Origin of the sequence: Brevundimonas sp. NIBR10 (genome assembly GCF_027912515.1) — a bacterium.
GTDB lineage: Bacteria > Pseudomonadota > Alphaproteobacteria > Caulobacterales > Caulobacteraceae > Brevundimonas.
On the sequence record NZ_CP115464.1, the window covers coordinates 2,630,065 to 2,654,084 of the forward strand.

The 24,020-nt window shown below is 68.0% G+C and carries 17 protein-coding genes; 9 read left to right on the forward strand and 8 right to left on the reverse strand.

Translation table 11 applies throughout. The features are described 5' to 3' along the window. Nucleotides 1–20: 20 nt before the first annotated feature. Complete coding sequence (locus O5K39_RS13020; protein WP_271144050.1) at nucleotides 21–1,127, forward strand: amino acid ABC transporter substrate-binding protein; 1,107 nt, start codon at nucleotides 21–23, stop codon at nucleotides 1,125–1,127. A 38-nt stretch (nucleotides 1,128–1,165) separates the two neighbouring features. Continuing rightward, on the forward strand, nucleotides 1,166–2,488 hold the full coding sequence (locus tag O5K39_RS13025) for a dicarboxylate/amino acid:cation symporter (RefSeq protein WP_271144051.1): 1,323 nt from the start codon (nucleotides 1,166–1,168) through the stop codon (nucleotides 2,486–2,488). Here the strand turns inward: O5K39_RS13025 and sseA are convergent. After that, nucleotides 2,485–3,324 carry a 3-mercaptopyruvate sulfurtransferase gene (gene sseA, locus O5K39_RS13030; protein WP_271144052.1) on the reverse strand — a complete coding sequence of 280 codons (840 nt, stop codon included), beginning with the start codon at nucleotides 3,322–3,324 and terminating at the stop codon, nucleotides 2,485–2,487. The two genes, O5K39_RS13025 and sseA, sit on opposite strands and share 4 nt — an antisense overlap. Here sseA and O5K39_RS13035 point away from each other — a divergent pair. Next, entirely contained in the window at nucleotides 3,323–4,900 is a 1,578-nt protein-coding gene (locus O5K39_RS13035) for a cryptochrome/photolyase family protein (RefSeq protein ID WP_271144053.1), read from the forward strand. The two genes, sseA and O5K39_RS13035, sit on opposite strands and share 2 nt — an antisense overlap. Here the strand turns inward: O5K39_RS13035 and O5K39_RS13040 are convergent. After that, on the reverse strand, nucleotides 4,891–6,351 hold the full coding sequence (locus O5K39_RS13040; protein WP_271144054.1) for a deoxyribodipyrimidine photo-lyase: 1,461 nt from the start codon (nucleotides 6,349–6,351) through the stop codon (nucleotides 4,891–4,893). The two genes, O5K39_RS13035 and O5K39_RS13040, sit on opposite strands and share 10 nt — an antisense overlap. A gap of 115 nt (nucleotides 6,352–6,466) precedes the next feature. Here O5K39_RS13040 and kdsA point away from each other — a divergent pair, with 115 nt between their 5' ends. The 4 genes from kdsA to O5K39_RS13060 are packed head-to-tail and all read left to right on the forward strand — an operon-like array spanning nucleotide 6,467 to nucleotide 10,913. Beyond that, a complete protein-coding gene (gene kdsA / locus O5K39_RS13045; RefSeq protein WP_271144055.1) occupies nucleotides 6,467–7,333 on the forward strand; it encodes a 3-deoxy-8-phosphooctulonate synthase in 867 nt (288 codons plus the stop codon). A gap of 18 nt (nucleotides 7,334–7,351) precedes the next feature. Further along, complete coding sequence (gene rfaE2, locus O5K39_RS13050; RefSeq protein ID WP_271144056.1) at nucleotides 7,352–8,812, forward strand: D-glycero-beta-D-manno-heptose 1-phosphate adenylyltransferase; 1,461 nt, start codon at nucleotides 7,352–7,354, stop codon at nucleotides 8,810–8,812. 5 nt (nucleotides 8,813–8,817) lie between these two features. Next, entirely contained in the window at nucleotides 8,818–9,807 is a 990-nt protein-coding gene (rfaD, locus tag O5K39_RS13055; protein WP_271147155.1) for an ADP-glyceromanno-heptose 6-epimerase, read from the forward strand. Beyond that, complete coding sequence (locus tag O5K39_RS13060; protein WP_271144057.1) at nucleotides 9,804–10,913, forward strand: DUF3089 domain-containing protein; 1,110 nt, start codon at nucleotides 9,804–9,806, stop codon at nucleotides 10,911–10,913. The genes rfaD and O5K39_RS13060 overlap by 4 nt, the downstream gene beginning before the upstream one ends. Here O5K39_RS13060 and recG read toward each other — a convergent pair. Beyond that, nucleotides 10,910–13,006, reverse strand: a complete 2,097-nt coding sequence (gene recG, locus O5K39_RS13065; protein ID WP_271144058.1) for an ATP-dependent DNA helicase RecG — start codon at nucleotides 13,004–13,006, stop codon at nucleotides 10,910–10,912. The two genes, O5K39_RS13060 and recG, sit on opposite strands and share 4 nt — an antisense overlap. Nucleotides 13,007–13,625: 619 nt before the next feature. Between recG and O5K39_RS13070 the strand changes: the two genes are divergently transcribed. Then, nucleotides 13,626–13,952: a succinate dehydrogenase assembly factor 2 gene (locus O5K39_RS13070; protein WP_271144059.1), complete on the forward strand. Its 327-nt coding sequence runs from the start codon at nucleotides 13,626–13,628 to the stop codon at nucleotides 13,950–13,952. Then, on the forward strand, nucleotides 13,952–17,401 hold the full coding sequence (gene mfd / locus O5K39_RS13075) for a transcription-repair coupling factor (protein ID WP_271144060.1): 3,450 nt from the start codon (nucleotides 13,952–13,954) through the stop codon (nucleotides 17,399–17,401). The genes O5K39_RS13070 and mfd overlap by 1 nt, the downstream gene beginning before the upstream one ends. Before the next feature lie 9 nt (nucleotides 17,402–17,410). Here mfd and O5K39_RS13080 read toward each other — a convergent pair whose 3' ends face one another. The 5 genes from O5K39_RS13080 to O5K39_RS13100 all read right to left on the reverse strand — a co-directional run bounded on the left by O5K39_RS13080 (nucleotide 17,411) and on the right by O5K39_RS13100 (nucleotide 24,011). Next, on the reverse strand, nucleotides 17,411–18,274 hold the full coding sequence (locus O5K39_RS13080; RefSeq protein WP_271144061.1) for an aldose 1-epimerase: 864 nt from the start codon (nucleotides 18,272–18,274) through the stop codon (nucleotides 17,411–17,413). Further along, nucleotides 18,271–19,137: an SMP-30/gluconolactonase/LRE family protein gene (locus O5K39_RS13085; protein WP_271144062.1), complete on the reverse strand. Its 867-nt coding sequence runs from the start codon at nucleotides 19,135–19,137 to the stop codon at nucleotides 18,271–18,273. The genes O5K39_RS13080 and O5K39_RS13085 overlap by 4 nt, the downstream gene beginning before the upstream one ends. Before the next feature lie 145 nt (nucleotides 19,138–19,282). Beyond that, nucleotides 19,283–20,566: a sugar MFS transporter gene (locus O5K39_RS13090; RefSeq protein ID WP_271144063.1), complete on the reverse strand. Its 1,284-nt coding sequence runs from the start codon at nucleotides 20,564–20,566 to the stop codon at nucleotides 19,283–19,285. 35 nt (nucleotides 20,567–20,601) lie between these two features. Continuing rightward, entirely contained in the window at nucleotides 20,602–23,088 is a 2,487-nt protein-coding gene (locus tag O5K39_RS13095) for a glucan 1,4-alpha-glucosidase (RefSeq protein WP_271144064.1), read from the reverse strand. A gap of 17 nt (nucleotides 23,089–23,105) precedes the next feature. Next, nucleotides 23,106–24,011 (reverse strand): alpha/beta hydrolase-fold protein, encoded by a 906-nt coding sequence (locus tag O5K39_RS13100; protein ID WP_271144065.1) that lies wholly within the window; start codon nucleotides 24,009–24,011, stop codon nucleotides 23,106–23,108. Between the last annotated feature and the right edge of the window lie 9 nt (nucleotides 24,012–24,020).

A 24,020-nucleotide genomic window follows, 5' to 3' on the forward strand; every position in this document is an offset into this window, starting at 1 on the left:
AAGCACGACGAGGCGATGCGATGACGCGAGCGGCGAACGGATTGCGAGGCCTGGCGTTGCTGGGCTCTGTTTTCCTGACGCTGGCGGGGTGTGATCGCCCGTCCGTGCCGACGGCTCCACCCGTTGAGGCACCATCCCTGACCCCCAACGCTGCGCCCAATGCGGCCAGTGCGACCCTCGCGGCGGTCAAGGCGCGCGGCTATCTGAACTGCGGGGTCCACCAGGGGCTGGTCGGTTTCGCCTACACCGACAATCGGGGTGAATGGCGCGGGTTCGACGTGGACTTCTGTCGCGTCATGGCGGCGGCGATATTCGGCGACGGCGACAAGGTCCGGTTCATGCCCCTGACCGCCGACAACCGGTTCCAAGCCCTGGCGTCGGGCCGGATCGACGTCCTGTGGCGCAACACATCATGGACCATGGACCGGGATACGGGCGGTCAGTTCACCTTCGCCGGGATCAACTACTATGACGGCCAGGGCTTCATGGTCCGCCGTGCTCTGGACCTGAACAGCGCCACCGAGTTGAACGGCGCGCGGATCTGCGTCGCGGCCGGCTCGACCAGCGCATTGAACGCCGCCGACTATTTCCGATCGCGAGGCATCGCCTACACCCCCGTCGTCGCTCCGACCGAAGAGGCGGCGCGTCAGGCCTATGGGCGGGAGGACTGCGATGCCTTCACCGCCGACATCTCGGCCTTGGCGGCGGCGCGCACGACCCTGGGCGATCCGCAGCAGCATGTGATCCTGGCGGACGTCATCTCCAAGGAGCCGCTGGGCCCCGTCGTTCGCCGTGGCGACGAATCGTGGACGGCGCTGGTTCGCTGGACGCTGGACGCCGTCATCCTCGCCGAGGAACTGGGCGTGACCCAGGCCAATGCGAGGGCCATGGCCAGGGACGCCCGCGACCCGCGTGTGCGTCGCCTCGTCGGCCTCGACCTCGATTTTGGTGCCCGGCTGGGTCTGTCCCGGACCTGGGCCGTCGACGCGGTGGCCGAAGTCGGCAACTATGGTGAAATCTTCGAGCGGAACGTGGGGTCGCAATCGGCGCTCGACCTGGCGCGTGGCTTGAATGCACAATGGAATGCGCGGCCGGGCGGTCTGATCTACGCCCTGCCGGTACGCTGACGGATTTTCGAGGACGCCCAGGCGTCCGTGGGGGCTGAATGACCGAGACGAAAAAGGGCGGCCTGCCGCTTCACTGGCTGATGCTGATCGGGTTTCTGGTCGGTCTGGGCGGCGGACTGGCCGTCAACATGCTGGTGGGCGCCGATACCCCCTGGGTCGTCTGGCTGACGTCCAACGTGACGGGCCCGGCCGGTCAGATCTTCCTGCGGCTGCTGTTCATGCTGGTGATTCCGCTGCTGTTCTCGGCCTTGGTGGTCGGGGTGGCGGAGATGGGTGACCTGAAATCGCTGGGGCGGGCGGGGATCAAGACCCTGCTTCTGACCATAGTGGTGTCGGGCATTGCGGTCGTCATCGGCCTGGGCATGGTCAATCTGTTCCGGCCCGGCGATGGCGTCGATCCGGAACTGGCCCGTGCCCTGCTGGCTCAAGGGTCTGCGGGTGCGGCCGCGATCGTGGAGAAGGCCCCCGAGAGCATCCAGTTCGGCCAGTTCTTCCTCGACCTCATCCCGTCGAATGTCTTCACGGCGGCGTCGGAGAACCAGATCCTGCCGGTCATGATCTTCGCCCTGTTCTTCGGGATCGGGCTGGTGATGGCCAAGTCGCCGGCGACCGACCGGCTTCAGACGGTGATCGAGGGCATCCTCGAGGTCACGATGAAGCTCATCAACATGGTCATCAAACTGGCCCCCTATGCGATCGCCTGTCTGATGTTCAACCTGGCGGCGCTGTTCGGCTGGGATCTGCTGGTCCGGCTGGCGGCCTATGTCGGCGTGGCTGTGGGGGCCATGCTGATCCACATGTTCGTGGTCTATCCGCTGGTCGTCTGGATCGGCGGCGGCATGAACCCGGTGACCTTCTTCAGGGGTGTGCGCCAGCCGATGGTCGTCGCCTTCTCGACCGCGTCATCGAACGCCGCCCTGCCGGTGTCGCTGAAGGCCGCCGAGACCGAGCTGAAGCTGCCGCGCAAGATCGCCCGTTTCGTCCTGACCGTCGGGGCTACCGCCAACCAGAACGGCACGGCCCTGTTCGAGGGGGTGACGGTGCTGTTTCTGGCCCAGTTCTTCCAGATCGAGCTGTCCCTGACCCAGCAGTTCATCGTGATGCTGGTCTGCATCCTGGGCGGCGTCGGGACGGCCGGGGTTCCGGCGGGTTCCCTGCCGGTGGTGGCAATGATCCTGGTCATGGTCGGGGTGCCGGCCGAAGGCATCGGCCTGATCCTGGGCGTCGACCGGTTCCTGGATATGTGCCGGACCACGCTGAACGTTACCGGCGACCTGGTCCTGGCAACGGTGGTATCGCGCGGCGAGACCGACGACATCGTCCCGGCCGACGAGCCGGAGCCCTGGGCGGCGAAGGCTTAAGCGCCGACCACGACCGGCGTATTCGCCCGCCCACCCCATTCGGCCCAGGAGCCGTCGTAGAGGCGGCTGTCCTGACCCAGTTCCGCCAGGGCTAGGGTGAGCACCGCAGCGGTGACGCCCGAGCCGCAGCTGGTGATCAGGGGACGGTCGATGTCCACGCCGGCGTTGCGGAATACCGACGCCAGGTCGTCGCCACGGCGCAGGGTACCCGCCTCGGACAGGACCGACTTGAACGGTACACTGAGCGCGCCGGGCATGTGGCCAGACCGCAGGCCGGGCCTCGGCTCTGGGGACTCGCCCTTGAACCGCGCAGGGGGACGGGCGTCCAGGATTTGGGCATCGCCGGTCAGGGCCGACAGCATCGAAGGAAGGTCGGCGACGGCCCCGGGCCGCATCGACGGTGTGAAGGTCGCTGCCGTGGGGACCGCGGGCGTCCCGGTCTCGACCGGACGACCCTCGGCGCGCCATTGGGGCAGGCCCCCGTCCAGCACCCGCACATCGGTCGCTCCCATCAGCCGGAACGTCCACCAGGCCCGCGCCGCCGAAAACAGGCCGACGCTGTCGTAGACGACGACGGCGTCCGTCTCCGTGATCCCCAGCGCGCCGACAGCATCGGCGAAGGCTGCGGCGGTTGGCAGCATATGCGGCAGGTCGGTCGTGTGGTCAGACACGGCGTCGAGGTCGAAGAAGACCGCGCCGGGGATACGTTCGGCCTCGAACTCCGTTCGACCGTCACGGGCGTCCAGATGCCAACTGGCGTCGACGATTCTCAGCCGGGGATCGCCGATCCGGGCGGCGAGGTCGGTGGTCGAGATGAGGGGGGATGTGTCAGCCATGGCGAACACTAACACGGCCGGTCCGCGGGGCGGAACGCTCCGGCTCGTGCTGGGCGACCAGCTGTCGGACAATCTCAGCGCGCTCGCCGACCTCGATCCGGACCGCGACATCGTGCTGATGGCCGAGGTGCGCGACGAGGCCACCTATGTCCGCCATCACAAGCAGAAGGTCGCCCTGACCTTCGCCGCCATGCGCAGCTTTGCCCTGCGGCTGGAGGCGCGGGGGATCACGGTCCGGTATATCCGGATCGACGACCCGGCCAACACTCATTCGATCGTCGGCGAAATGCACCGGGTCCTGGACGATCAGCCGGGCGAGGCGATCGTGATGACCGAATGCGGGGAGTGGCGGCTGGCCCAGGCGCTTGCGGGGTTTGCCGCTGTGGTCGAGGGGCGCGGCATTGCCGTCGATATCCGCCAGGATGACCGGTTCATCTGCTCTCACGACCGGTTCCGGCGCTGGGCCTCGGGCAAGAAGCAGCTGACGATGGAGTTCTTCTATCGCGAGATGCGTCGCGAGACCGGTATCTTGCTCGACGACGGCAAGCCGGTCGGGGGGCAGTGGAACTACGACGCAGAGAACCGACGGAAACTGACCAAGGGCATCCGGCCGCCCGAACGGCTGCGGACGCCGCCCGACGCTGTAGCGCTCGAGGCTATCGCCGACGTGGCGCGGCTGTTTCCCGACCATTTCGGCGATCTGGATGCCTTCGGCTGGCCGACGACGGCGGAACAGGCCGAGGTGGTGCTGACCGACTTCCTGGCGAACATCCTGCCGGGTTTCGGCGACTGGCAGGATGCGATGGCGCACGGCCAGCCGTGGATGTGGCACGGGCTGATCTCGACCTCGATCAACCTCGGCCTGCTCGATCCGCTCGATGTCTGTCGCCGCGCCGAGGCGGAGTATCGCTCGGGCCGGGCGCCGCTGAATGCGGTCGAGGGTTTCATTCGCCAGATCATCGGCTGGCGCGAGTTCGTGCGGGGCATCTACTGGCTGAAGATGCCGGAGTACGGGGCTCGCAACTTCCTCGACGCAGACCGGGTGCTACCCTGGTTCTTCTGGTCGGGTGAGACCGACATGACCTGCGTCGCCGACGTCGTGGCGACGAGCCGAGACAACGCCTATGCCCATCATATCCAGCGGCTGATGGTCACGGGCAATCTGATGATGCTGCTGGGCGTGCATCCGGACGCGGTCGATGACTGGTACATGACCGTCTATGCCGACGCCTATGAGTGGGTGGAGATGCCCAATACGCGGGGCATGGCGACCTTCGCCGACGGCGGGATCATGGGCACCAAACCCTATGCGGCGTCCGGGACCTACATCGACCGGATGAGCGACTATTGCAGCGGCTGTCGCTATGACGTGAAGGCCAGGACCGGGGAGGGGGCCTGCCCGTTCAACCGGCTCTACTGGGGGTTCCTGGAGCGCAATCGGCCGCGCCTGCGCGACAACCACCGCCTCGCCATGCCCTATCGGACGCTGGACGGTTTCGGCGAAGAGCGACGCGCGGCCCTGCTGGCCGAGGCGGAGGCGACGCGGACGATGCTGGGGGCCGTGCCTCAATCGTGAGGATATTCGGTCTTGCCGCTGACCCGTTTCAGCGCGGCCAGCGCCCGGTCACGCGCCTGCGCATGATCCACGAGCGGCCTCGGATAGTCGTGGCCCAGCCGTAAGCCGATGCCCCGCGTGACCTCGACCGGCGCGGTCCAGGGGGCGTGCAGGTATTTGTCGGGCAGGCGGGCGATCTCGGGCACCCATTTGCGGACATACTTGCCGTCCGGATCGAACTTCTCGCCCTGGGTGATCGGGTTGAAGATGCGGAAATAGGGGGAGGCGTCGGCACCGGACCCCGCCACCCACTGCCAGTTCTGGACGTTGGACCCCAGGTCTGCATCGACCAATGTGTCCCAGAACCAGGCCTCGCCCCGCCGCCAGTCGACCAGCAGGTCCTTGATCAGAAAGGAGGCGACGATCATCCGGACCCGGTTGTGCATCCAGCCGGTCTTCCACAACTGCCGCATCCCGGCATCGACGATCGGATAGCCGGTCTGGCCCCGCGTCCAGGCCGTGAAGCCCGCGTCGTCGTCCAGCCAGGGGAAGGCGTCGTACTCGGGCCGGAACGCCTTGTCCGTCATCTGCGGGAAGTGGTGCAGCAGGTGGGCCGAGAACTCGCGCCAGGCGATCTCGGCGATGAATTTGTCGGCTTCGGCCGCCGGGACCTTGCCGTCCGCCGCCGCGTCCCGGGCCGCCGCGATGGCGCGCCACGGGCTGATCTCGCCCCAATGCAGGTGGGGCGACAGGCGGCTGGTGGCTGGCAGGGACGGGATGTCGCGGCCCTTGCCGTAGTGGTCCAGTCCATGTTTCACGAACCGACCGAGCGCCGCCGTCGCCCCCGCCTCGCCCGGCGTCCAGTCGAAGCCCCGCGACCAGTCGGGTCGTGTGGGGTGAAGACCCCATGTGTCGATGTCATCGCTCTCGAGCTTCGGCCCGCCCGACAGATCGCGCGGCCCCGTGGTGTGCGGCGGCGCCTCGGTGGCGGCCAGCAGGGCGTTCTTGAAGGGTGTGAACACCTTGTACGGCCCGCCTGAACCGTTCAGCACCGAACCGGGCCGCGCCATCAGCGCCCCGTTGTAGCCCTTGCACTCAACCCCGTCGGCCTTCAGCCCATGGGCGATGTCTGCGTCGCGGGCCCAGGCGTCGGGCTCGAACAGCCGGTTCATGAAGACGGTGTCGGCCCCGGTCTGATCGATCAGCCGACGCAGCTCGGCTTCCGAATCGCCGCGCCTCAGGATGAGTTCGGCCCCGCGTTCCTTCAGGCTCTCGGCCAAAGCCCGCAGCGACTTGTCCAGCCACCACATGGACGCCGCGCCCCTGGACCGCCCATCGCCGGCATCGTCCAGGATGTAGACCGGGATCACCGGCCGTCCCGTCTCTGCCGCGTGGTTCAGGGCGGGGTTGTCGGCCAGGCGCAGGTCGCGGCGGAACCACAGGATGACCGGGGCGGCGTCGTCGGTGGTCACGCGGGCGAACTCCGTGATATCTTGAATCAAGCTGGCGAAGACGCCACCTCAGCGCCCCATAGCCGTGGCAAGGGCCGCACGCCATAAGCCCGCATCAAGTCCGAAGGTTTCGCCCGTGAGTGCTCCCCAGACCGTCATCACCCTGTCCGGAAACGGGATCACCCGGCCGGTTGTCATCGGCGGCGGGGCCCGCATCGCCTTCATCGCCGGCCCCTGCCAGCTGGAAAGCCGCCAGCACGCGCTGGAGATGGCTCACGCCCTGAAGGAGATCGGTGAGCGGCTGAACGTCGGCATCATCTACAAGACCAGCTTCGACAAGGCGAACCGCACTTCAGCGGGCGCGGCGCGGGGCTTCGGGCTGGAGGGGTCGCTGCCGATCTTCGCCGAAATCCGCGAGGTCACCGGTCTGCCCGTACTCACCGACGTCCATACCGAGGAACACTGCCGGATCGCGGCCCAGGCCGTTGATGTGCTGCAGATCCCGGCCTTCCTGTGTCGTCAGACCGACCTGCTGCTGGCCGCCGCCGCGACCGGCAAGGCGATCAACGTCAAGAAGGGCCAGTTCCTGGCCCCCTGGGACATGAAGAACGTCATCGCCAAGGTCACCGGCGCGGGAAACCCGAACGTCATGGCGTGCGAACGCGGTGCCAGCTTCGGCTACAACACCCTGGTCAGCGACATGCGGGCCCTGCCGGTCATGCGCGACATCGGGTGCCCGGTGGTGTTCGATGCGACCCATTCGGTGCAGCAGCCGGGCGGGCAGGGGACGTCGTCGGGCGGCCAGCGGGAGTTCGTGCCGGTGCTGGCGCGTGCGGCCGTCGCGGTCGGCGTGGACGCCGTCTTCATGGAGACCCACCAGGACCCGGACAACGCCCCGTCCGACGGCCCCAACATGGTGCCGCTGAACCAGTTCGAGGCCCTGTGCGCCGAACTTCTGGCCTATGACGACCTGACCAAGGCCCGGATGGCGAAGGCCGCCTGAATCCGGTAGTTCGGCGACATGGCTGAACACACCCTCGACCTCGGCGCACTTCAGGGCCTGCTGGACCGCGTGCGCGGGCTAGAGATCGCCTGCGTCGGCGACCTGATGCTGGATCGATATGTCTACGGCGACGTGACGCGCCTGTCGCCGGAAGCGCCGATCCCTGTGCTGAAGTCGAAGCGGACCGTGTCCATGCCCGGCGGGGTGGGGAACGTGGCTCGCAACGTCGCGGCCCTGGGCGGGCGGGCGCGACTGGGTGCTGTTGCGGGACAGGATGTCGCCGGTGACGAATTGGTCGCCCTCGTCGCCGCTGAAGCCGGCGTGGCCGACTTTATCGACCGGCCGGACGCCGCCTCGACCATCGTCAAGACGCGCTTCGTCTCGGCCGGGCAACAACTGCTCAGACTGGATGACGAGCAGGTTTCGGTTGGGGTGTTCGACCGCGAGCAGGTCTTCACGGGAGCCTCGGCCATTCTGTTGTCCGACTACGACAAGGGGGTCGTCACCGAACGGCTGATACGGTCGGCCCTGTGGGCGGCAGAAGGTTCGGGCGCGCCCGTGATCGTCGATCCCAAAGGACGGGACTTTGCTCGTTATGGTGCGGTGACCGTCATCAAGCCAAACGCCTCCGAACTGGCAGGGGCCACGGGCCTGCCGGTGGACACAGACGCCGAGATCGAGGCGGCGCTGACTGCGTTGCTGGAGGCCACGACGGCCAAGGCCATCGTCGTCACCCGAGCCGGCAAGGGGATGTCGCTGGCCGAGCGGGGCAAGCCTGTGAAGCATTTCCCCGGCCGGGCGCGGGAAGTGTTCGACGTCTCGGGTGCCGGCGACACCGGGCTGGCGGCTTTGGGGTTGGCCCTGGCGGCAAGGGCGTCGCTGGAGCAGGCGGTTCAGCTGGCCATCCTGGCGTCCGGCGTCGTGGTCGGAAAGAGCGGAACGGCGGTGGTCAGCCCCACCGAATTGATCGACGCCGAGATGAGCCAGCACGCCTCTCTCGCCCACGCAAAGGTCACGCCGCTGGACGATCTGGCCGCCCAGGTCGAGGCGTGGCGGGCGATGGGTCTCAAGGTCGGTTTCACCAACGGCTGTTTCGACATCCTCCACCGGGGGCACGTCGCCTATCTGGCGCAGGCGCGGTCGTGGTGCGACCGGCTGGTGGTGGCGCTGAACACCGACGCCTCGGTCAAGCGGCTGAAGGGTGAGGGTCGGCCGGTCAACGACCTTGACAGCCGCGCCGTCGTCATCGGCGGCCTTGCCAGCGTCGATCGGGTGACGAGCTTTGACGACCCCACGCCCATCGCCCTGATCGAACGGCTGCGCCCCGACGTCCTGATCAAGGGAGCCGACTATACGCGCGAGGGTGTGGTCGGCGGCGATCTGGTCGAGAGCTGGGGCGGCGAGGTCCGTCTGGCGGCCTTTCAGGACGGGTATTCGACGACGAAGACGATCGAGAAGCTGTCGGGAGATGCGACATGAGGAAGATGATCGTCGTCACCGGCGGGGCCGGCTTCATCGGCTCCAACATCGTCGCCCGGTTGACGGCCGAGGACACTTACGACGTGGTGGTCTGCGACCGGCTGGAGACCGCCGATCTGGCCAAGTGGAAGAACCTGGCCAAACACCCGATCGCCGACTTCTGGGCCCCCGAAGACCTGTTCGAGATGCTGGAGCGTCACGCTGAGGTCATCGAGGCCGTGGTGCATATGGGGGCGATATCGGCGACGACGGAGCCGGACGCCGACCTGATCCTGAGGACCAACTTCACCCTGTCGCGCGACCTGTGGGACTGGTGCTCGATCCGCGACGCGCGGTTCATCTATGCGTCGTCGGCGGCGACATACGGCGACGGTCTGGACGGGTTCGAGGACGACGACAGTCTTTCGGCTTTGTCTTTGCTGCGTCCTCTAAACGCTTATGGTTATTCGAAAATGCTGTTCGATCAGTATGCTGCTCGGCAGTCTGATCGGGGCCAGTCGCCCAGCCAGTGGGCGGGGCTGAAATTCTTCAACGTCTATGGCCCCAACGAGGGTCACAAGGGGTCGATGAAGTCGGTCGTGGCCCAGATATGGCCCAAGGTGGCGGCGGGCGAGACCGTCACCCTGTTCCGCTCGCACAACCCCGACTACGCCGACGGCGGCCAGATGCGGGACTTCGTCTTCGTGGACGACGTGGTCGATATCGTCATCTGGTTGCTGGACAGCCCGCACGTCTTCGGTGTGTTCAACGCCGGTTCGGGACAGGCGCGGTCCTTCCTTGATCTTGCCAAAGCCACCTTCGCGGCGGCGGGCAAGACGCCGTCGATCGCCTATGTCGACACGCCCGAGGTCATCCGCGACAAGTATCAGTATTTCACCGAGGCCCGGATGGAGCGGCTTCGCGCGGCGGGCTATCCCGGTCAGTCCACACCGCTGGAAGAGGGTGTCCGGCGCTATGTGCAGGACTATCTGGCCACTCCGGATCCAAATCGGTGAAGCGGTCCCGCCTGACCCTGCGGCAGACGATCGGCTGGGCCGGTTTCGCCCTGGTCGGGCTGCTGGTCGTGGCCGTGGGGGTGTGGCGGGGCGACATCCTGCGGGCCGCGCTGGACCCCCAGGTCCCGTTCCAGACCTATGACCCACCGCCGGCCCCGGACTATGGTCGCTCCGACAGCTGGGCCCTGTTGGAGGCGCGGACACCGGGGGCGGGACCGGCGGCCGTCTTCTTCGTCCACTCGACCACCTACGACGGCGGGCGGGAGTGGAACGGGCCGATCGATGACCGCGAGGCCGACGCCTATCTGAAGCGGGTGGTGATCCCCAACTATGCCGGGCCGTTCGAGCGGTCGGGCGCGGTCTCGGCGCCCCGCTATCGACAGGCCAGCCTCTATACCCGGCTGACGCTGCGGGCCGATGCCAGGGACGCCCGGGCTTTCGCCTATCGCGATATCGCGGCCGCCTTCGACGCCTTCGTGGCGGCCCATCCCACGGGGCCGATCGTGCTCGCGGGGGTGGAGCAGGGGGGCGAGCTAATCGACTGGCTGGTCCGCGAGCGGATCGCGCCGGATGCAGCCCTGCGCAGCCGTCTGGTCGCCGCCTATCTGATGGACACGATCGTTGCCGTGGACGCCCTGAACCCGGCGGTGCCTGGCTGCGCGTCGCGCGGGCAGGTGGGCTGTGTCGTCGGCTTCTCCCAGGTCGGGGACGACGACAACGGGGCGGCGGGGCGCCGGCTGCGCCGCGCTCTGGTCTGGAACGAGAAGGGCAGGCTGGTCGAGCTCACTGGCCGGGCCGCCCTGTGCGTCAACCCGGTGACCGGCAGTCCGTCGGGCGAACTGGTGCCTGCGCGGCGGCATCTGGGGGCGGCCAACGCGACGGGGCTGGAATGGGGCGTCCGCCCGGCCTTCCTGGACCGGCTGGTGACGACCCAGTGCCGGGGCGGCCTGCTGCGTCACAGCTTCCCGAAATCCGAGGCCTTCAAGGAGGTCGGTGACTGGGCTGATCGACGAAAGGCGCGTCAATACAACCTGTTCTACGCCGATATTGAGGCGGATGTGCAGGCCCGGCTGGGGGCCTGGCAGGCGAGGAATCCGAACGGCTAATCCAGCCCCGTCCGGTCGTTACGCCAGTCGAACAGGGCTTCCAGCACCTGAACCGCTTCCCCACGCGGCGACGTCAGGTCGGGGTCGCGGCCCAGCACCAGCCGGGCATCGTCGGCGGCGGCCAGCATCAGGCCGCGATGCCGGATCGGGTCGGCGAAGCGGTAGGCGGGAAAGCCGCTCTGTTTGAGGCCCAGGGGATCCCCGCCGCCGCGCAGGCGAAAGTCCTCCTCGGCGATCTCGAACCCGTCCTCGGAGCGGCGCAGGGTCTCCAGCCGCTCGCGGGCGGTGTCGCCCAAGCCGCCGTCGGTCCCGCCGCCGCCGTACAGCAGGATACAGGCGCTGGACTTGGCCCCACGTCCGACCCGGCCGCGCAGCTGATGCAACTGGGCCAGGCCGAAGCGGTCGGCGTGTTCGATGACCATGATCGAGGCATTGGGCACGTCGACGCCCACCTCGACCACGGTGGTGGCGACCAGCAGGGGCAGGCGGCCGTCAGCGAAGTCGGCCATGACGGCCTCGCGCTGGGCCCCCGGCATCTGGCCATGGGCGAGGCCGACCTCGAGCCCCAGGATGCGGCGCAGGTCGGCGGCGCGTTCCTCGGCGGCGGCGAGATCGGAGGCCTCGCTTTCGGCCACCAAGGGACAGATCCAGTAGGCCTGGGCCCCGCCCTCGATCGCGGCCTTCAGTCGGGCGGCGACCTCGCCGATCCGGGCGAGCGGCAGAACGGCGGTGGCGACCGGGGTACGGCCCGGCGGCTTTTCCATCAGGCGGCTGACGTCCAGTTCGCCGTACTGGGTCAGCTCCAGCGTCCGGGGGATGGGGGTCGCCGACATGGTCAGCAGGTGGACGCCGCCGATGCGGGGATCGCCCTTGGCCTGAAGCCGCTGGCGCTCGTTGACGCCGAACCGGTGTTGTTCGTCGATGACGGCCAGGGCCAGGCGGTCGAAGCGGACGGCATCCTGGAACAGGGCATGGGTGCCGATGGCGACCTGGGCCCTGCCGGTGGCCAGGGCGTCGAGCCGGTCGCGGCGTTCGGCCGGGGTGTCACGGCCAGTCAGCATTATGGTCGGGGCACCGGCGGCCTCCAGCATTGGGGCAAGACGCTGGAAATGCTGGCGGGCCAGGATCTCGGTCGGAGCCATCAGAACCGCCTGAAAGCCGCTGGAGGCGGCATCCGCCAGGGCCAGCAGGGCCACCGCCGTCTTGCCCGAGCCCACGTCACCTTGCAGCAGCCGCCCCATCTGTTCGCCGGAGGCCATGTCGCGGCGGATCTCGGCGACGGCCTGGGCCTGGGCATTCGTCAGACGGAAGGGCAGGGCCGCCTCGACCGCCGCCGACACCGGGCCGGGCACGACCCGAGGGCCGGGGGTGATCGAGCGGGCCCGTCGCCGCCGGGCCAGGGCCAGCTGGTGCGCGAACAGTTCGTCATAGGCCAGTCGTTGCCGCGCCGGGGCCTCGGGGCCGAGGTCGAGCTCGGACTGGGGGGCGTGCAGGGCCTCCAGCGCCGGTCGCCAGCCGGGCCAACCTTGCTTCGCCATCCAGGCCGCGTCCTGCCATTCAGGCAGGTCGGGCGCGGCGGCGAGGGCACCGATCGCCAGCTTGCGCACCACACGCGACGACAGGTTCGCGGTGCCGGGATAGACAGGCTCGATCGCCGGGATGTCCTCGCCCTTGTCCAGCGGCACGATCCAGTCGGGGTGGACGATCTGGACCTCGTTGTTGAAGCGCTCGACCTTGCCCGAGACCAGACGGCGCTCGCCGCGCGGCAGCTGGCGGTCGATATGCTGGGGGCTGCCACCGAACCAGACCAAATGCACGAAACCGGTCTCGTCCGAGGCCCGGACCTTGAGCGGGGCGCCCGGCTTGCCCGGCACGATCAGGCGGTCGACGGTCACGTCGAACACCCCGGTCTCGCCCTCGACGGCCTCGGCGGCGGTGGTGCGGCGGCGTCGGATCAGGCCGGTCGGGCCCAGGAAGACCATGTCACGGACCAGCGGCCCGGCCAGCTTCTGGACCAGGGGCGCGACCTTGGCCCCCACCCCCTTCAGGCTGGTGACCTCCGCGAACAGGGGAAAGAGAATCTGGGGCCGCATGATTGGTCAAGCTATAGCGGCGCGCGTGGGGAGGCGCACCGGGGAACGGTGGATCAGGCTGCGGCCGGACTCTCCGGGCTCGAAAAAATAGAGTCCGAAGAGTCCGAAGAGTCCGGACTGTCCGGACTCGAAAAACAGAGTCCGAAGAGTCCGTTGAGTCCGGACTCTCTGAAGCGGACGGGGCACCTGGCGCAGGATTTCAAAGACCGGGATCGCAACGGCAGTCTACCATGCCTCGAACCGTCGCCAGGTCGGAGCGGTCGAGAATCCCACGATCCCTTGTGGCGCAAGGGATTGGGGCGGCGAAGTTTGAAAGTTGGCTGGGGCATTCACCTCCACATCGCCGAAGGGCGATGGGGAGGACAGACCGCGAAGCGGTCAGGCGGGGGCGACACGGTGTCAGCAGATCGCATCGACAGAGTGTGACGTCATCGACCGGGCCGCCCCCTCCTGATCGGCGAAGCCGCCGATCTGTCCTCCCCCCGCGCCTTCGCGCATGTGGAGGTGAGTTGCCGTCTGGCGGAAACACATCGGGAACGCTATCTGAAGCGCGACATTCCCTGACGCGCCCTGCCGGATCGCCGGCTCGGCGCATTTCTCGATTCCCGACCGGGCAAGGATGCTTGTGGCCGACACCGACGCACGTTCAGACGACACAGCCGCGACCCAGCGACTGGGCCGGATCACCTTTCGCGCATGGCGGCGGGGGTTCCGGGAGTGCGACATGGTGCTGGGGCCGTTCGCCGATGCGGTGGGGCCAAGCCTGAGCGTGGAGGAACTCGATGCGTTCGAGGCCCTGCTGGGTCAGGACGACGATCATCAGCTCTATGCCTGGATCACGGGGACGGAAATCCCGCCGCCCGAGCATGAGACGATCCTGATGGGCAAGATCCGCGACTTCATGCGCGACCACGTCGCCCATGCGGTCAATGAGGGGATCGGCTGATGGACGGTGCCGTCCTGAAGCGTCGATCCGACCTGGAGCTGGGCGGCGCGCCCGAAGGTCTGGATGCGGTCACCGTCGCCGAACGGTTGAAGGCACGGGGCGGCGTCGCGGTGTTCGTGGCGCGCGATTATCAACGCGCGGGCGTCTTTGCGCAGGCGGTGCGGTTTTTCTCAAAAGACATTGAAGTTCTAGATTTTCCGGCTTGGGATTGTCTGCCTTACGATCGGCTGAGCCCAACGTCGTCGGTCTCGGCCGAGCGGATGGCGGCCCTGACCGAACTGGCGGGGCGGCCTGACAGCGACCGTTCGCCGCTGCTGGTGGTGACCACGATCGGGGCGGCCATGCAGCGCACCCCGCCGCGCGAGGTGACGCAAGGGGCCGGCTTCGACGCCAAGGTCGGGCTGGACCTCGATCAGGCGGCGCTCGAACGGTATTTCGCGGTCAACGGCTATATGCGCGCCTCGACCGTCAACGAGCGCGGCGAGTATGCCGTGCGCGGCGGTGTCATCGACGTCTTCCCGCCGGGGTTCGAGGAGCCTGTGCGGCTGGACATGTTCGGATCGGAGCTTGAATCGATCCGCACCTTCGATCCCGGCACCCAGCGGTCGACGGGCCAGCGCAAGGCCATATCGCTGTCGCCGGTGTCCGAGGCGCTGCTGGACGCCGACAGCATCTCGCGGTTCCGCACCGGCTATCTGAGCCTGTTCGGGGCGGGCGGGGACGACCCGCTGTATGCCGCCGTGTCCGAGGGCGCGCGGCGTCAGGGGTTCGAGCACTGGCTGCCGCTGCTGTATCCGGAGCTGGAAAGCCTGTTCGACTATCTGCCGGACGATGCGGCGATATTCCTGGATCATCAGGTCGAAAGCGCGCGGGGCGAGCGGTGGACCCTGACGGCCGATGCCTATGAGGCGCGGCGCGAGGCGTCCAAGGCCAAGGGCGGTGCGGCGAACCGGGCCCTGCCGCCCGAGCGACTGTATCTGCCTGAAGGCGAGTGGAATGCGGTCCTGGCCGGGCGCGAGGTACGGCGGCTGACGCCGTTTGCCGGGTCGGGCGAGGACGCGGGCGGCCGGCTGGGTCGGACGTTCGCGGCCGAGCGGGCCCAGGACAGCGTCAACCTGTTCGAGGCCGTCGCCGCCCATGCCGCGGCGCTGAAAGCCGAGGGCAGGCGGGTGGTGTTCGCGTCCTGGACCGAGGGGTCTTCGGACCGGCTGTCGGTCATGCTGGCCGACCACGGGCTGGATCACGTCGTCGCGGTTCGCGACTGGGCCGATGTGCAGAAGGCCCCCAGGGATCTGTATCTGCGCGCCGTCCTGCCGGTCGAGCACGGCTTCGTCACCGACAGCCTGGCCGTGATCTCCGAGACCGACATGCTGGGCGACCGGCTGGCGCGGCCCAAGCGGAAGCGCCGAGCGTCCAACTTCCTGGCAGAGGCCTCGGCCCTGACGACCGGCGATCTGGTCGTCCACCTGGATCACGGCATCGGGCGGTACGAGGGTCTGAAGACCCTGGAGATCCAGCAGGCCCCGCACGACTGTCTTGAGCTTCTCTATGCGGGTGAGAGCAAACTCTATCTACCCGTTGAAAACATTGATCTGCTGACCCGGTACGGGACCGGTTCGGACGATGTCCAGCTGGACCGGCTGGGCGGGGCCGGCTGGCAGGCGCGGAAGGCCAAGGCCAAGGCCCGGCTGCGCGACATGGCCGAGGGGCTGATCGCGCTCGCGGCCAAGCGCGCGCTGAAGACGGCCGATCCGATCGTGCCGCCGCACGGCCTCTTCGACGAGTTCTGCGCGCGCTTCCCGTATGAGGAAACCGACGATCAGCTGAACGCCATCGGCGACGTGCTGGAGGATCTCGGCAAGGGCACGCCGATGGATCGGCTGATCTGCGGCGACGTCGGGTTCGGCAAGACCGAGGTGGCGCTGAGGGCGGCGTTCGTTGTGGCCATGACGGGCCAGCAGGTGGCGGTGGTCTGTCCGACGACGCTTCTGGCGCGCCAGCATTTCAAGACCTTCAGCGAGCGGTTCGCCGGCTGGCCGATCACGGTGCGGCACCTGTCGCGCATGGTCACGGCCAAGGATGCGGGCGAGACGCGCAGCGGCCTCAAGGACGGGATGTTCGAGATCGTCGTGGGCACCCACGCGGTCCTGAGCGAACAGGTCGGGTTCAAGGACTTGGGCCTTGTTATCGTTGATGAAGAGCAGCATTTCGGGGTCAAGCACAAGGAGAAGCTGAAGTCCCTGCGGGCCGACGTCCACCTGCTGACCCTGACCGCCACGCCGATCCCGCGCACGCTCCAGATGGCCCTGTCGGGCATCCGCGAGATGTCGATCATCGCCACCCCGCCGGTCGATCGCCTGGCCGTGCGGACCTATGTGACGCCGTGGGATGCGGTGCTGATCCGCGAGGCTCTGCTGCGCGAGAAATATCGCGGGGGCCAGGCCTTCTATGTCTGTCCGCGCCTGTCGGACCTGCCCGAGATCGAGAAATTCCTGCGCGAACAGGTGCCCGAGATCAGGTTCGTCGTCGGTCACGGCCAGATGTCGCCGACCCAGTTGGAGGACGTGATGAGCGCCTTCTACGACGGGTCCTACGATGTGCTGGTTTCGACCACGATCGTGGAGAGCGGCATCGATATTCCGACCGCCAACACCCTGGTCGTCCACCGCGCCGACATGTTCGGCCTGGCCCAGTTGCACCAGATCCGGGGCCGGATCGGGCGATCGAAAGCCCGCGCCTTCGCCTATCTGACCACAGATCCGAAGAAGCCGCTGTCCCTGTCGTCCGAGCGGCGGTTGCAGGTGCTGCAGTCGCTCGACAACCTGGGGGCCGGGTTCCAGCTGGCCAGCCACGACCTGGACCAGCGCGGCGGCGGCAATCTGCTGGGCGACGAACAGTCGGGCCATATCCGCGAGGTGGGCGTCGAGCTCTATCAGCAGATGCTGGAGGACGCGGTGGCATCCCTGCGCGTGGCGGGCGAGGAGGTCGTGGATCGCGGCTGGTCCCCGGCCATCAATGTCGGGGCGGCAGTCCTGATTCCAGAGGATTACGTGCCGGACCTGAATGTCCGTCTGACCCTGTACCGCCGCCTGTCCGACGCCGAGAATACCGAGAGCCGCGAGGCCCTGGCCGCCGAACTGATCGACCGGTTCGGGCCATTGCCGGATGAGGCGAAGCAGTTGCTGCGCATCGTGGGCGTCAAGGCGAACTGCAAGATCGCCTGTATCGAGCGCATCGATGCGGGGCCCAAGGGGGCGGTGCTGACCCTGAGGAACGGCAGTTTCCCCAATCCGATGGGGCTGGTCGGGCTGATCCAGAAGAACCACGCCTCGTGGAAGATCCGGCCGGACCAGAAGATCGTCGTCATGGGCGACTGGCCGACGCCGGAGGACCGGCTGAAGGTGGCCGAACGGATCACCCGGGATCTGGCGCGGGTGGCGACGGCCTGACGGGTTGCGTCAGGGCGTGGCGAAGGCGCTGATCAGTGCCGTCATCTCCAGTGTCTGGCTTGGGTCGAGCCGGACGAGGCCGGAGTTCTCGCCGGGCGGGGCATTGTGGGCGTCCGGGCGGTGGGTCACGGGCTCGATGCAGATGAAGTCGGCCCCCTGTGGCGCATAGACCTGGGCCCAGCGCGCGTTGGGCGAGGCGGTGATCTCGACGACGTGGCCGGCGTGGGTCAGGCGGGCGGTGCCGGTCCAGTCGGCATAGGCATTGTCGACGAACGGGGCGGCGGCGACCGGGGCGCCCCTGCTCCAGTCGTGGATCGCCGAGGCCTCGGCCAGACGGGTCGGGATCTCGTCGGCACCGTTCAGCCAGACGCGAGGGGCCGGGAGGGTCAGGATCGTGCCGGGTTCGGTCGCGAAATAGGGATGCAGACCCAGCCCGGCGGGCATGGCCCGATCGCCCTGGTTCGTGATCGTCAGGCCCAGGGTGACGCCTTGCTCGTCGAGGGCGATGTCGTGAGTGGCGCTCCAGGCCCAGGGCCACTCCGGCGACGGCTCGCAGGGCAGGGTCAGGCGAATTGCGTGGTCGGTCTGCCGCTCGACCGTCCATGGCCGGTGCCAGCCGATGCCGTGCAGGGCGTGGGGCTCGAACCCCGACGTGGCGGGCAGGGTGGTGTCGGCCCCGTCCCAGGCGAACCGGCCCTGCGCGATGCGGTTGGCGTAGGGCACCAGGGGGAAGTTGCCGGTCGACAGGGGATCACTCGCATTGTCCGGCGCGCGTCGTAGGACATCACGTCCCTGCCAGGTCAGGCTCAGGATGGAGGCACCGAGGTCGGGCGACACCGTCAGTCGCCAGTCGCCGTGGGTCAGGGTGATCACAGTCTGACCCGGTTCTGCGGCAGGCCGGGGGTCTCGACCCGCAGGCGGTACAGGCCACCGAGCGTCGGCTGGGCAGGGCGCTTGTCGGCGTTCCCAAGCCAGGCCGTGGTGCAGTAGAGGTCGCGCAGGTCGTCGCCGCAGAAGGCGGCCTTGGTCACGGTCTGGACCGGGAAGCGGATCGTGCCGATGCGCTCGCCGTCGGGGGCGAACCGGGCGACGCCCCAGCCGTTGAACAGGCCGACGTGCAGGACGCCTGATGAATCCACACTGGGGCCGTCGCAGTAGCCGTCGGGGGTCTCGGCGAACAGTCGCTTGTTCGAGACGACGCCGTCCGAATGGTCGAAGGCGTAGATGCGCTTCTGGAGCGTGTCGTGGTGATAGAGGGTGCGGCCGTCGGGGCTGAGGGCCGGGCCGTTGGTGACGCCATAGTCGTCGTCATGGCGCGTCACGAGCCCGTCGGCGAAGCGGTAGAGGGCACCGGTCTGTTGCTCTTCCGAATCGTCCATGGAGCCGAACCACAGGGAGCCGTCCGGGGCGACGAAGCCGTCGTTGAGCCGGTTCTGGGGTCGGTCGGCCTCGACGGCGACGATCAGATCGAACCGGCCGGTCTCGGGATCGAAGCGGTGGAGCCCGCTGCGCACGCCGCAGACCAGTGCGCCGTCGGTGGCGGGCAGGGCGAAGCCGGTCTGGTCCGGCGTGTCCCAGCTGTCGGTCGCGCCGTCGTCGTGGCCGTAGCGATGCAGCCTGCGGCCCTTGATGTCGACGAACCAGACACAGCGGCGTTCCGCGTCCCACACGGGCCCTTCGCCGAGTTCGGCCTGAATGTCCCAGACAAGCTCGGGTGCAGCGTCCTGAATCGGCATGAGTTCGTGATCTTCCGGTGCATCAGACAAGCCTCTGAACCGCCTATACTCATACAAATGAAGGGTCGCCAGCCTTGCCGTCGCCGTGGATGGCGGAGGCTGATAAGCAGGGACGCAGGCGGCAAACCTGCGTCCCTCCAATCCATCAGTGCCCGGCGACCGGAGCCGAGGCCTCATTGCGCGGACGCGAACGGATGCACAGCACGGCGAAGACCGTCAGCAGGGCATAGCCGATCAGGGGCACCACGAAGGCCGGCGACACCCGTCCCGACAGGTCGGCGATATGGCCCGCCAGCGGCGGCAGGAAGGCCCCGCCGATGATACCAAAGACCAGCAGGCCCGAGGTCGCGGACGTCGGCGCGGTCGATCGCTCCAGCGTCAGGGTGAAGATGGTCGGGAACATGATCGAGTTGAACAGGCCGATCGACAGGGCCGCATAGGCCGCCGACACGCCGCCGCCTTGCGTCACATACAGGCACAGCAGGCCGGCGACGACGGTGCAGAAGGCCAGCACGATCCCGGCCTTCACGTAGCGCAGCACGACCGCGCCGATGAACCGCCCGACCATGGCCCCCAGCCAGTAGAGGGCGACCATCTTGCCGGCGGCCTCCATGGGCTTGTTCAGGATGTCGGGGCTGTTGAGGAAGTTGGTCATCATCGTGCCGATGGCGACCTCGGACCCGACGTAGACGAAGATGGCCAGGGCGCCGAGGATGGCCCAGGGCGATCCCAGGGCCTTGAGCGGCGAGGACTCACCGGCAGGAGCCGCCTCGGGCGCCGCCGCGTCGATCCGCTTGCGCGCCGAGAAGATGAACAGGGCGACCAGCAGGAAGAAGCCGCCGAGCGCCAGGAAGGCGATGTCAATGCTGCGCAGGGACTGACCCCGCGTCGCCGCCGTGACGGCCGCGCCGGCCGCGAAAACGCCGCCGGTCAACAGGACGTGCGAACCCAGCCAGGGACCGATCGCGGTCCCCAGCGAGTTGAAGGCCTGTGAGAGGTTCAGGCGGAAGTGGGTGCGCTTGGCCTCGCCCAGCACCGCGACCAGCGGATTGGCCGCAACCTGCAACAGGGTGACGCCCGAGGCGATGACGAACAGGGCCAAAAGCACGCCTGCGTACTGGTCCAGGGCCGTGGCGGCCGGAACGATCAGACAGCCCAGCACCATGACGCCGAGTGCGCCGAGGATCGCCCGGGAATAGCCGAGCCGCGACAGGATGGCCGCGGCGGGCAGGGAGGCCACGCCGTAAGCGATGAACCAGGCCGATCCGGTGAGGAAGGCCTCGGTATAGCTGAGGTCGAACACCCGCTTCACCGCCGCGACCAGGGGATCGAGCAGGGACGTCGCGAAACCCCAGGCAAAGAACAGGGTCGTCACATAGGCGAAGGCAGCGCCGGCCCCCTTGGGCGGGCTGGTCGTGGTCGTGGTCATTGAGGTCTCCCCGGAGGCTCGGATTCGGCTGTGTATCAGCGTGACGTGTCGGCGGGCGTCGCGCCAGAGGCGAAGCGGGCCTCGACCGGCGGATAGAGGTCCCAGACGCGACGGTCGGCCAGGGACCGGAGCAGTTTCAGATACTCGGCGTGGGTCCAGGCCAGGGGCGTGGCCGAGTCGGTGCCTTCGCCCGTCGTGTAGGTGTGGACCCCGTTCGCGCCGACGCCGTCCCAGACCTGTTCCGGCATCAGCAGGCCGTCGTTGGCGAACCGCTCCATGCCCCGGACATAGGTGCGGCGAATGTCGGCGATGGCCCGGTCGGTAGCGTTCCCGCGCAGCGCGCGCGCCAGTTCATAGTGACCACGCTCGCCGGTAAAGATCGGCCAGACCCGGCCGCGCTGACCCGGTGCCATGACGCCGTCGATGCCGTAGTTGCCGCCGCTGGTGGTGTCCTCGCCGTATCCGTCGATGCCGTAGCGCCGCCAGCCGGGGGTCGTGTCGCCGACAGGTCCGAAATCGTAGCGGACGCGGGTCAGGTCCTCGCGCGTCTGGTCGTCGTATTCGGGCAGGGTGGCCAGGATTTCGGCGTCATCGGCGGCGCGGACGCCGTAACGGACCAGCTCCAGGAAGCCGCCGTCCACGACCCGGTCCTGGGCCTGACCCGGCTGGCCGTTGTTGTCGCCCATCTTCGCGTGACTGTTCGGATCCTCGGTCTTGGACAGGCGCAGGAAATAGTCGCCGTCGCCGAACGCGCCGTCGGTCGTGAACATCCGCGCCTCGATCTTGCTCGAATAGTCGTCGGCGGCGGCCAGGTAGCGGGTGGCCGAGGCCGGATCACCCGATGCCGTGGCGATGTCGGCCGCGACGGTCAGGCCGGTGATGACGGCGGCCGTGGTCGAGGGCGAATGGCCGTCCTGTTCCTCCCACCGCTCCTGCTGGGTGAAGGGCGGGGTGATGGTCGCATCGTTCCACAGCAGGCCGACCTTGCCGCCGTCGACCAGGAAGTCGGCGGCGGGCTTGATCATGCGGGTGTACATGGTCGCCATCTCGGCGTCGGAGACCTCGCCGGCCTTCCACAGCCGCCAGCCCAGCATGATCGGCATGGCGGTCTGGTCCAGCTGGACCCCGACCCATTCGATCTGGCCGTCCACATGGGTCTTTTGCAGGAACCAGCCGGTGGTGCCGGTGTTGCCGGGCGTGTCGGCGCGGACCTGGACCTGGGGCAGGTAGCGGAAGGCGGCCAGCGGCGTCTCGGTGTCGCCGAGCGCCAGCAGGGCCATGGCCACCTGATAGAAGTCGCGGGGCCAGACGGCCTTGTAGCCGGTCGAGGCGGTCGTCGCGTCCACCGTGTCGCCCCACGGGTTGGACAGGGAGGCGATCAGGGCACCGGCGTGAGTCCGGTCCTCCTGTACCTTCAGCATCAGGGCGGAGGCATATGCCAGCTTGCCGCCGTCGGTGGATTGTTCGGCCATGCGGGGCAGTTCGCTCAGGGTGCCGAGCCAGTCCTGCCAGCCGACGCGGTCGCCCTCGCCGTTGAAGCGCGCCAGGACCTCGTCGAGCCCGGTCGTGAAACTGTTCCAAGCTGCTGTTTGGGCCATCCTGCGCGAAGCGCCGAAGCCGATCACGAAGTCTTGGCTTAGCGCGTCTCCAGCTTTCACAGACTGGAGTTGAGCCGTAAGCATGATGTTGCCGCCCTGATCGCCGGTTGACTCATAGACGTGGTCAAGACGACCGTCGGAAAGGTCGGTCAGACCATCAGACGCGCCGACGAAGCCTGCACTTGCGGCCTCGAATGGGCGATCAGTTGTGAGCCAGAGGTGTACGTCACCCTCATGGGCGTACAGCGCGCCGGGATTGTTGGCGGACACGTCACTCTGGCTCGATCTATTGCCTTTCGCGACGCTACCGAGATCGCCGACGCCGGTGTTGGCTATATGCGGCTCGAGCAGCAAATAGGGGGTGATCTTTCCCTTGAGCGCCTTGATCGATGTCCGCACTACAAGCGACTGCTGATCGGGGTCGGTGTAGATGCGCTTCTCGATCTCGTAGTAGCCGCCCTTGTCGGTGGTGATCACTCGGTAGGCGGGCGACAGGGGACGACCCTGGGTGTCCGTGTCTAGGTATTCGGTGCGCTCGGTGGTGTCGGTCCCTTCGACGGACAGACCGGTCTCGGTCATGACGGCAAAGCGCATCTGTTTGATCTGCGCCTCGTGGATCAGACCGTACATGGTCTCGGTCAGGATGCCGTCGGCGATGGAGAACCAGACGCGCGAGACGTTTCCAGTCGAGCCGCCGTCGCGATACTGGCCGTCGACGTAGGCTTCGTAGGATGCGCCGGCACCCTGTTTGGCGGCGCTCGACCAGGTCGGGGCGACACCCGGCGCGCCGGGCGCAATGGCTTCTGCGACAGGAGGCGTGATCTCCGGCATCGTAGCAGGCGCAGCGGCCATCGAGGCGCAGGCTCCGGTGGCGAGCAGGGCGCAGGCGGCGGCGGAGGCGGCGAGGCGGCGGGACAGGGTCATCGGGATACTCGCGAACATCAGGAGGGGGGCAGCAGGAAGGTCAGGGGAGCGTCGAGCCGGCTGTTCCAGCTCTTCTCGTTATGCTCGGCACCGGGGAAGACGAGGGTGCGGAACCGCTCGGGGCCCCAGCCGGCGGCGCGGACGACGGTATCGATCCGGCTCTGGAAGAAGGCGTAGAACTGATCGAGTGTCTCGTCGCCGCGATCGAAATACAGGCGGTGGGTCGCAGGGTCCGGCAGGCCGGCGGCGATGACGCGGGACCAGGCGTCGACGACCGTCTCGCGCCACCGCTCCAGGGCGTCGCCCTCCAGCCGCTCAAGCCGCAGCGGCCAGTGGGTGGACAGGCAGCCGGCCGAGCCGAACACCTGCGGATGCTTCATCATCGCATAGAGCGAGATCAGCCCGCCCATGCTGGATCCGGCGATCAAGGTGTCGTCGCGGCCGGGCAGGGTGCGATAGGTCGCGTCGATCTTCGGCTTCAGCTCCTCGAGGAAGCGCAGATAGCCGTCGGACAGGGGCGCGCCGCCGTACAGGGTCAGCAGGCTGTCGCGGACCTCGACGGGCAGGGCGGCGATCAGGTCGGCGGGGACGTATTCCCGCAGGCGAAGCGGTGTGTTCCAGACCCCGACCACGATGGGCAGGCGGACCTGACCTGTCTGCGCCAGCCGGGCCAGATGCTCGTCCACGCCCCATTCGCCGAAGGCGGCCTTCGAAGCATCGAACAGGTTTTGGCCGTCGTGCATGTAGAGGACCGGATACCGGGCCTGCGACGCGTCATAGCCGGGCGGGAGCCAGACGGTGACGTTGCGGGTCGCCGCATGGGCAGAGGCCATGTCGGGGTGTTCGACCAGACGACCGGCAGTCGGGATGTCGGCCCGCGCCGCGCCCGCGAAGGGCAGGGCGGCGAGGAGGCTGAGGATCAAGCGGCGATC

Bases quoted from the DNA above. Each gene is read 5' to 3' on its own strand.
- recG (WP_271144058.1), bottom strand. From the start codon at position 13,006: ATGCGGCCCCAGATTCTCTTTCCCCTGTTCGCGGAGGTCACCAGCCTG.
- O5K39_RS13095 (WP_271144064.1), bottom strand. From the start codon at position 23,088: ATGACCCTGTCCCGCCGCCTCGCCGCCTCCGCCGCCGCCTGCGCCCTG.
- O5K39_RS13025 (WP_271144051.1), top strand. From the start codon at position 1,166: ATGACCGAGACGAAAAAGGGCGGCCTGCCGCTTCACTGGCTGATGCTG.
- rfaE2 (WP_271144056.1), top strand. From the start codon at position 7,352: ATGGCTGAACACACCCTCGACCTCGGCGCACTTCAGGGCCTGCTGGAC.
- sseA (WP_271144052.1), bottom strand. From the start codon at position 3,324: ATGGCTGACACATCCCCCCTCATCTCGACCACCGACCTCGCCGCCCGG.
- mfd (WP_271144060.1), top strand. From the start codon at position 13,952: ATGGACGGTGCCGTCCTGAAGCGTCGATCCGACCTGGAGCTGGGCGGC.
- O5K39_RS13070 (WP_271144059.1), top strand. From the start codon at position 13,626: ATGCTTGTGGCCGACACCGACGCACGTTCAGACGACACAGCCGCGACC.
- O5K39_RS13085 (WP_271144062.1), bottom strand. From the start codon at position 19,137: ATGCCGATTCAGGACGCTGCACCCGAGCTTGTCTGGGACATTCAGGCC.
- rfaD (WP_271147155.1), top strand. From the start codon at position 8,818: ATGATCGTCGTCACCGGCGGGGCCGGCTTCATCGGCTCCAACATCGTC.
- O5K39_RS13090 (WP_271144063.1), bottom strand. From the start codon at position 20,566: ATGACCACGACCACGACCAGCCCGCCCAAGGGGGCCGGCGCTGCCTTC.
- O5K39_RS13020 (WP_271144050.1), top strand. From the start codon at position 21: ATGACGCGAGCGGCGAACGGATTGCGAGGCCTGGCGTTGCTGGGCTCT.
- O5K39_RS13035 (WP_271144053.1), top strand. From the start codon at position 3,323: ATGGCGAACACTAACACGGCCGGTCCGCGGGGCGGAACGCTCCGGCTC.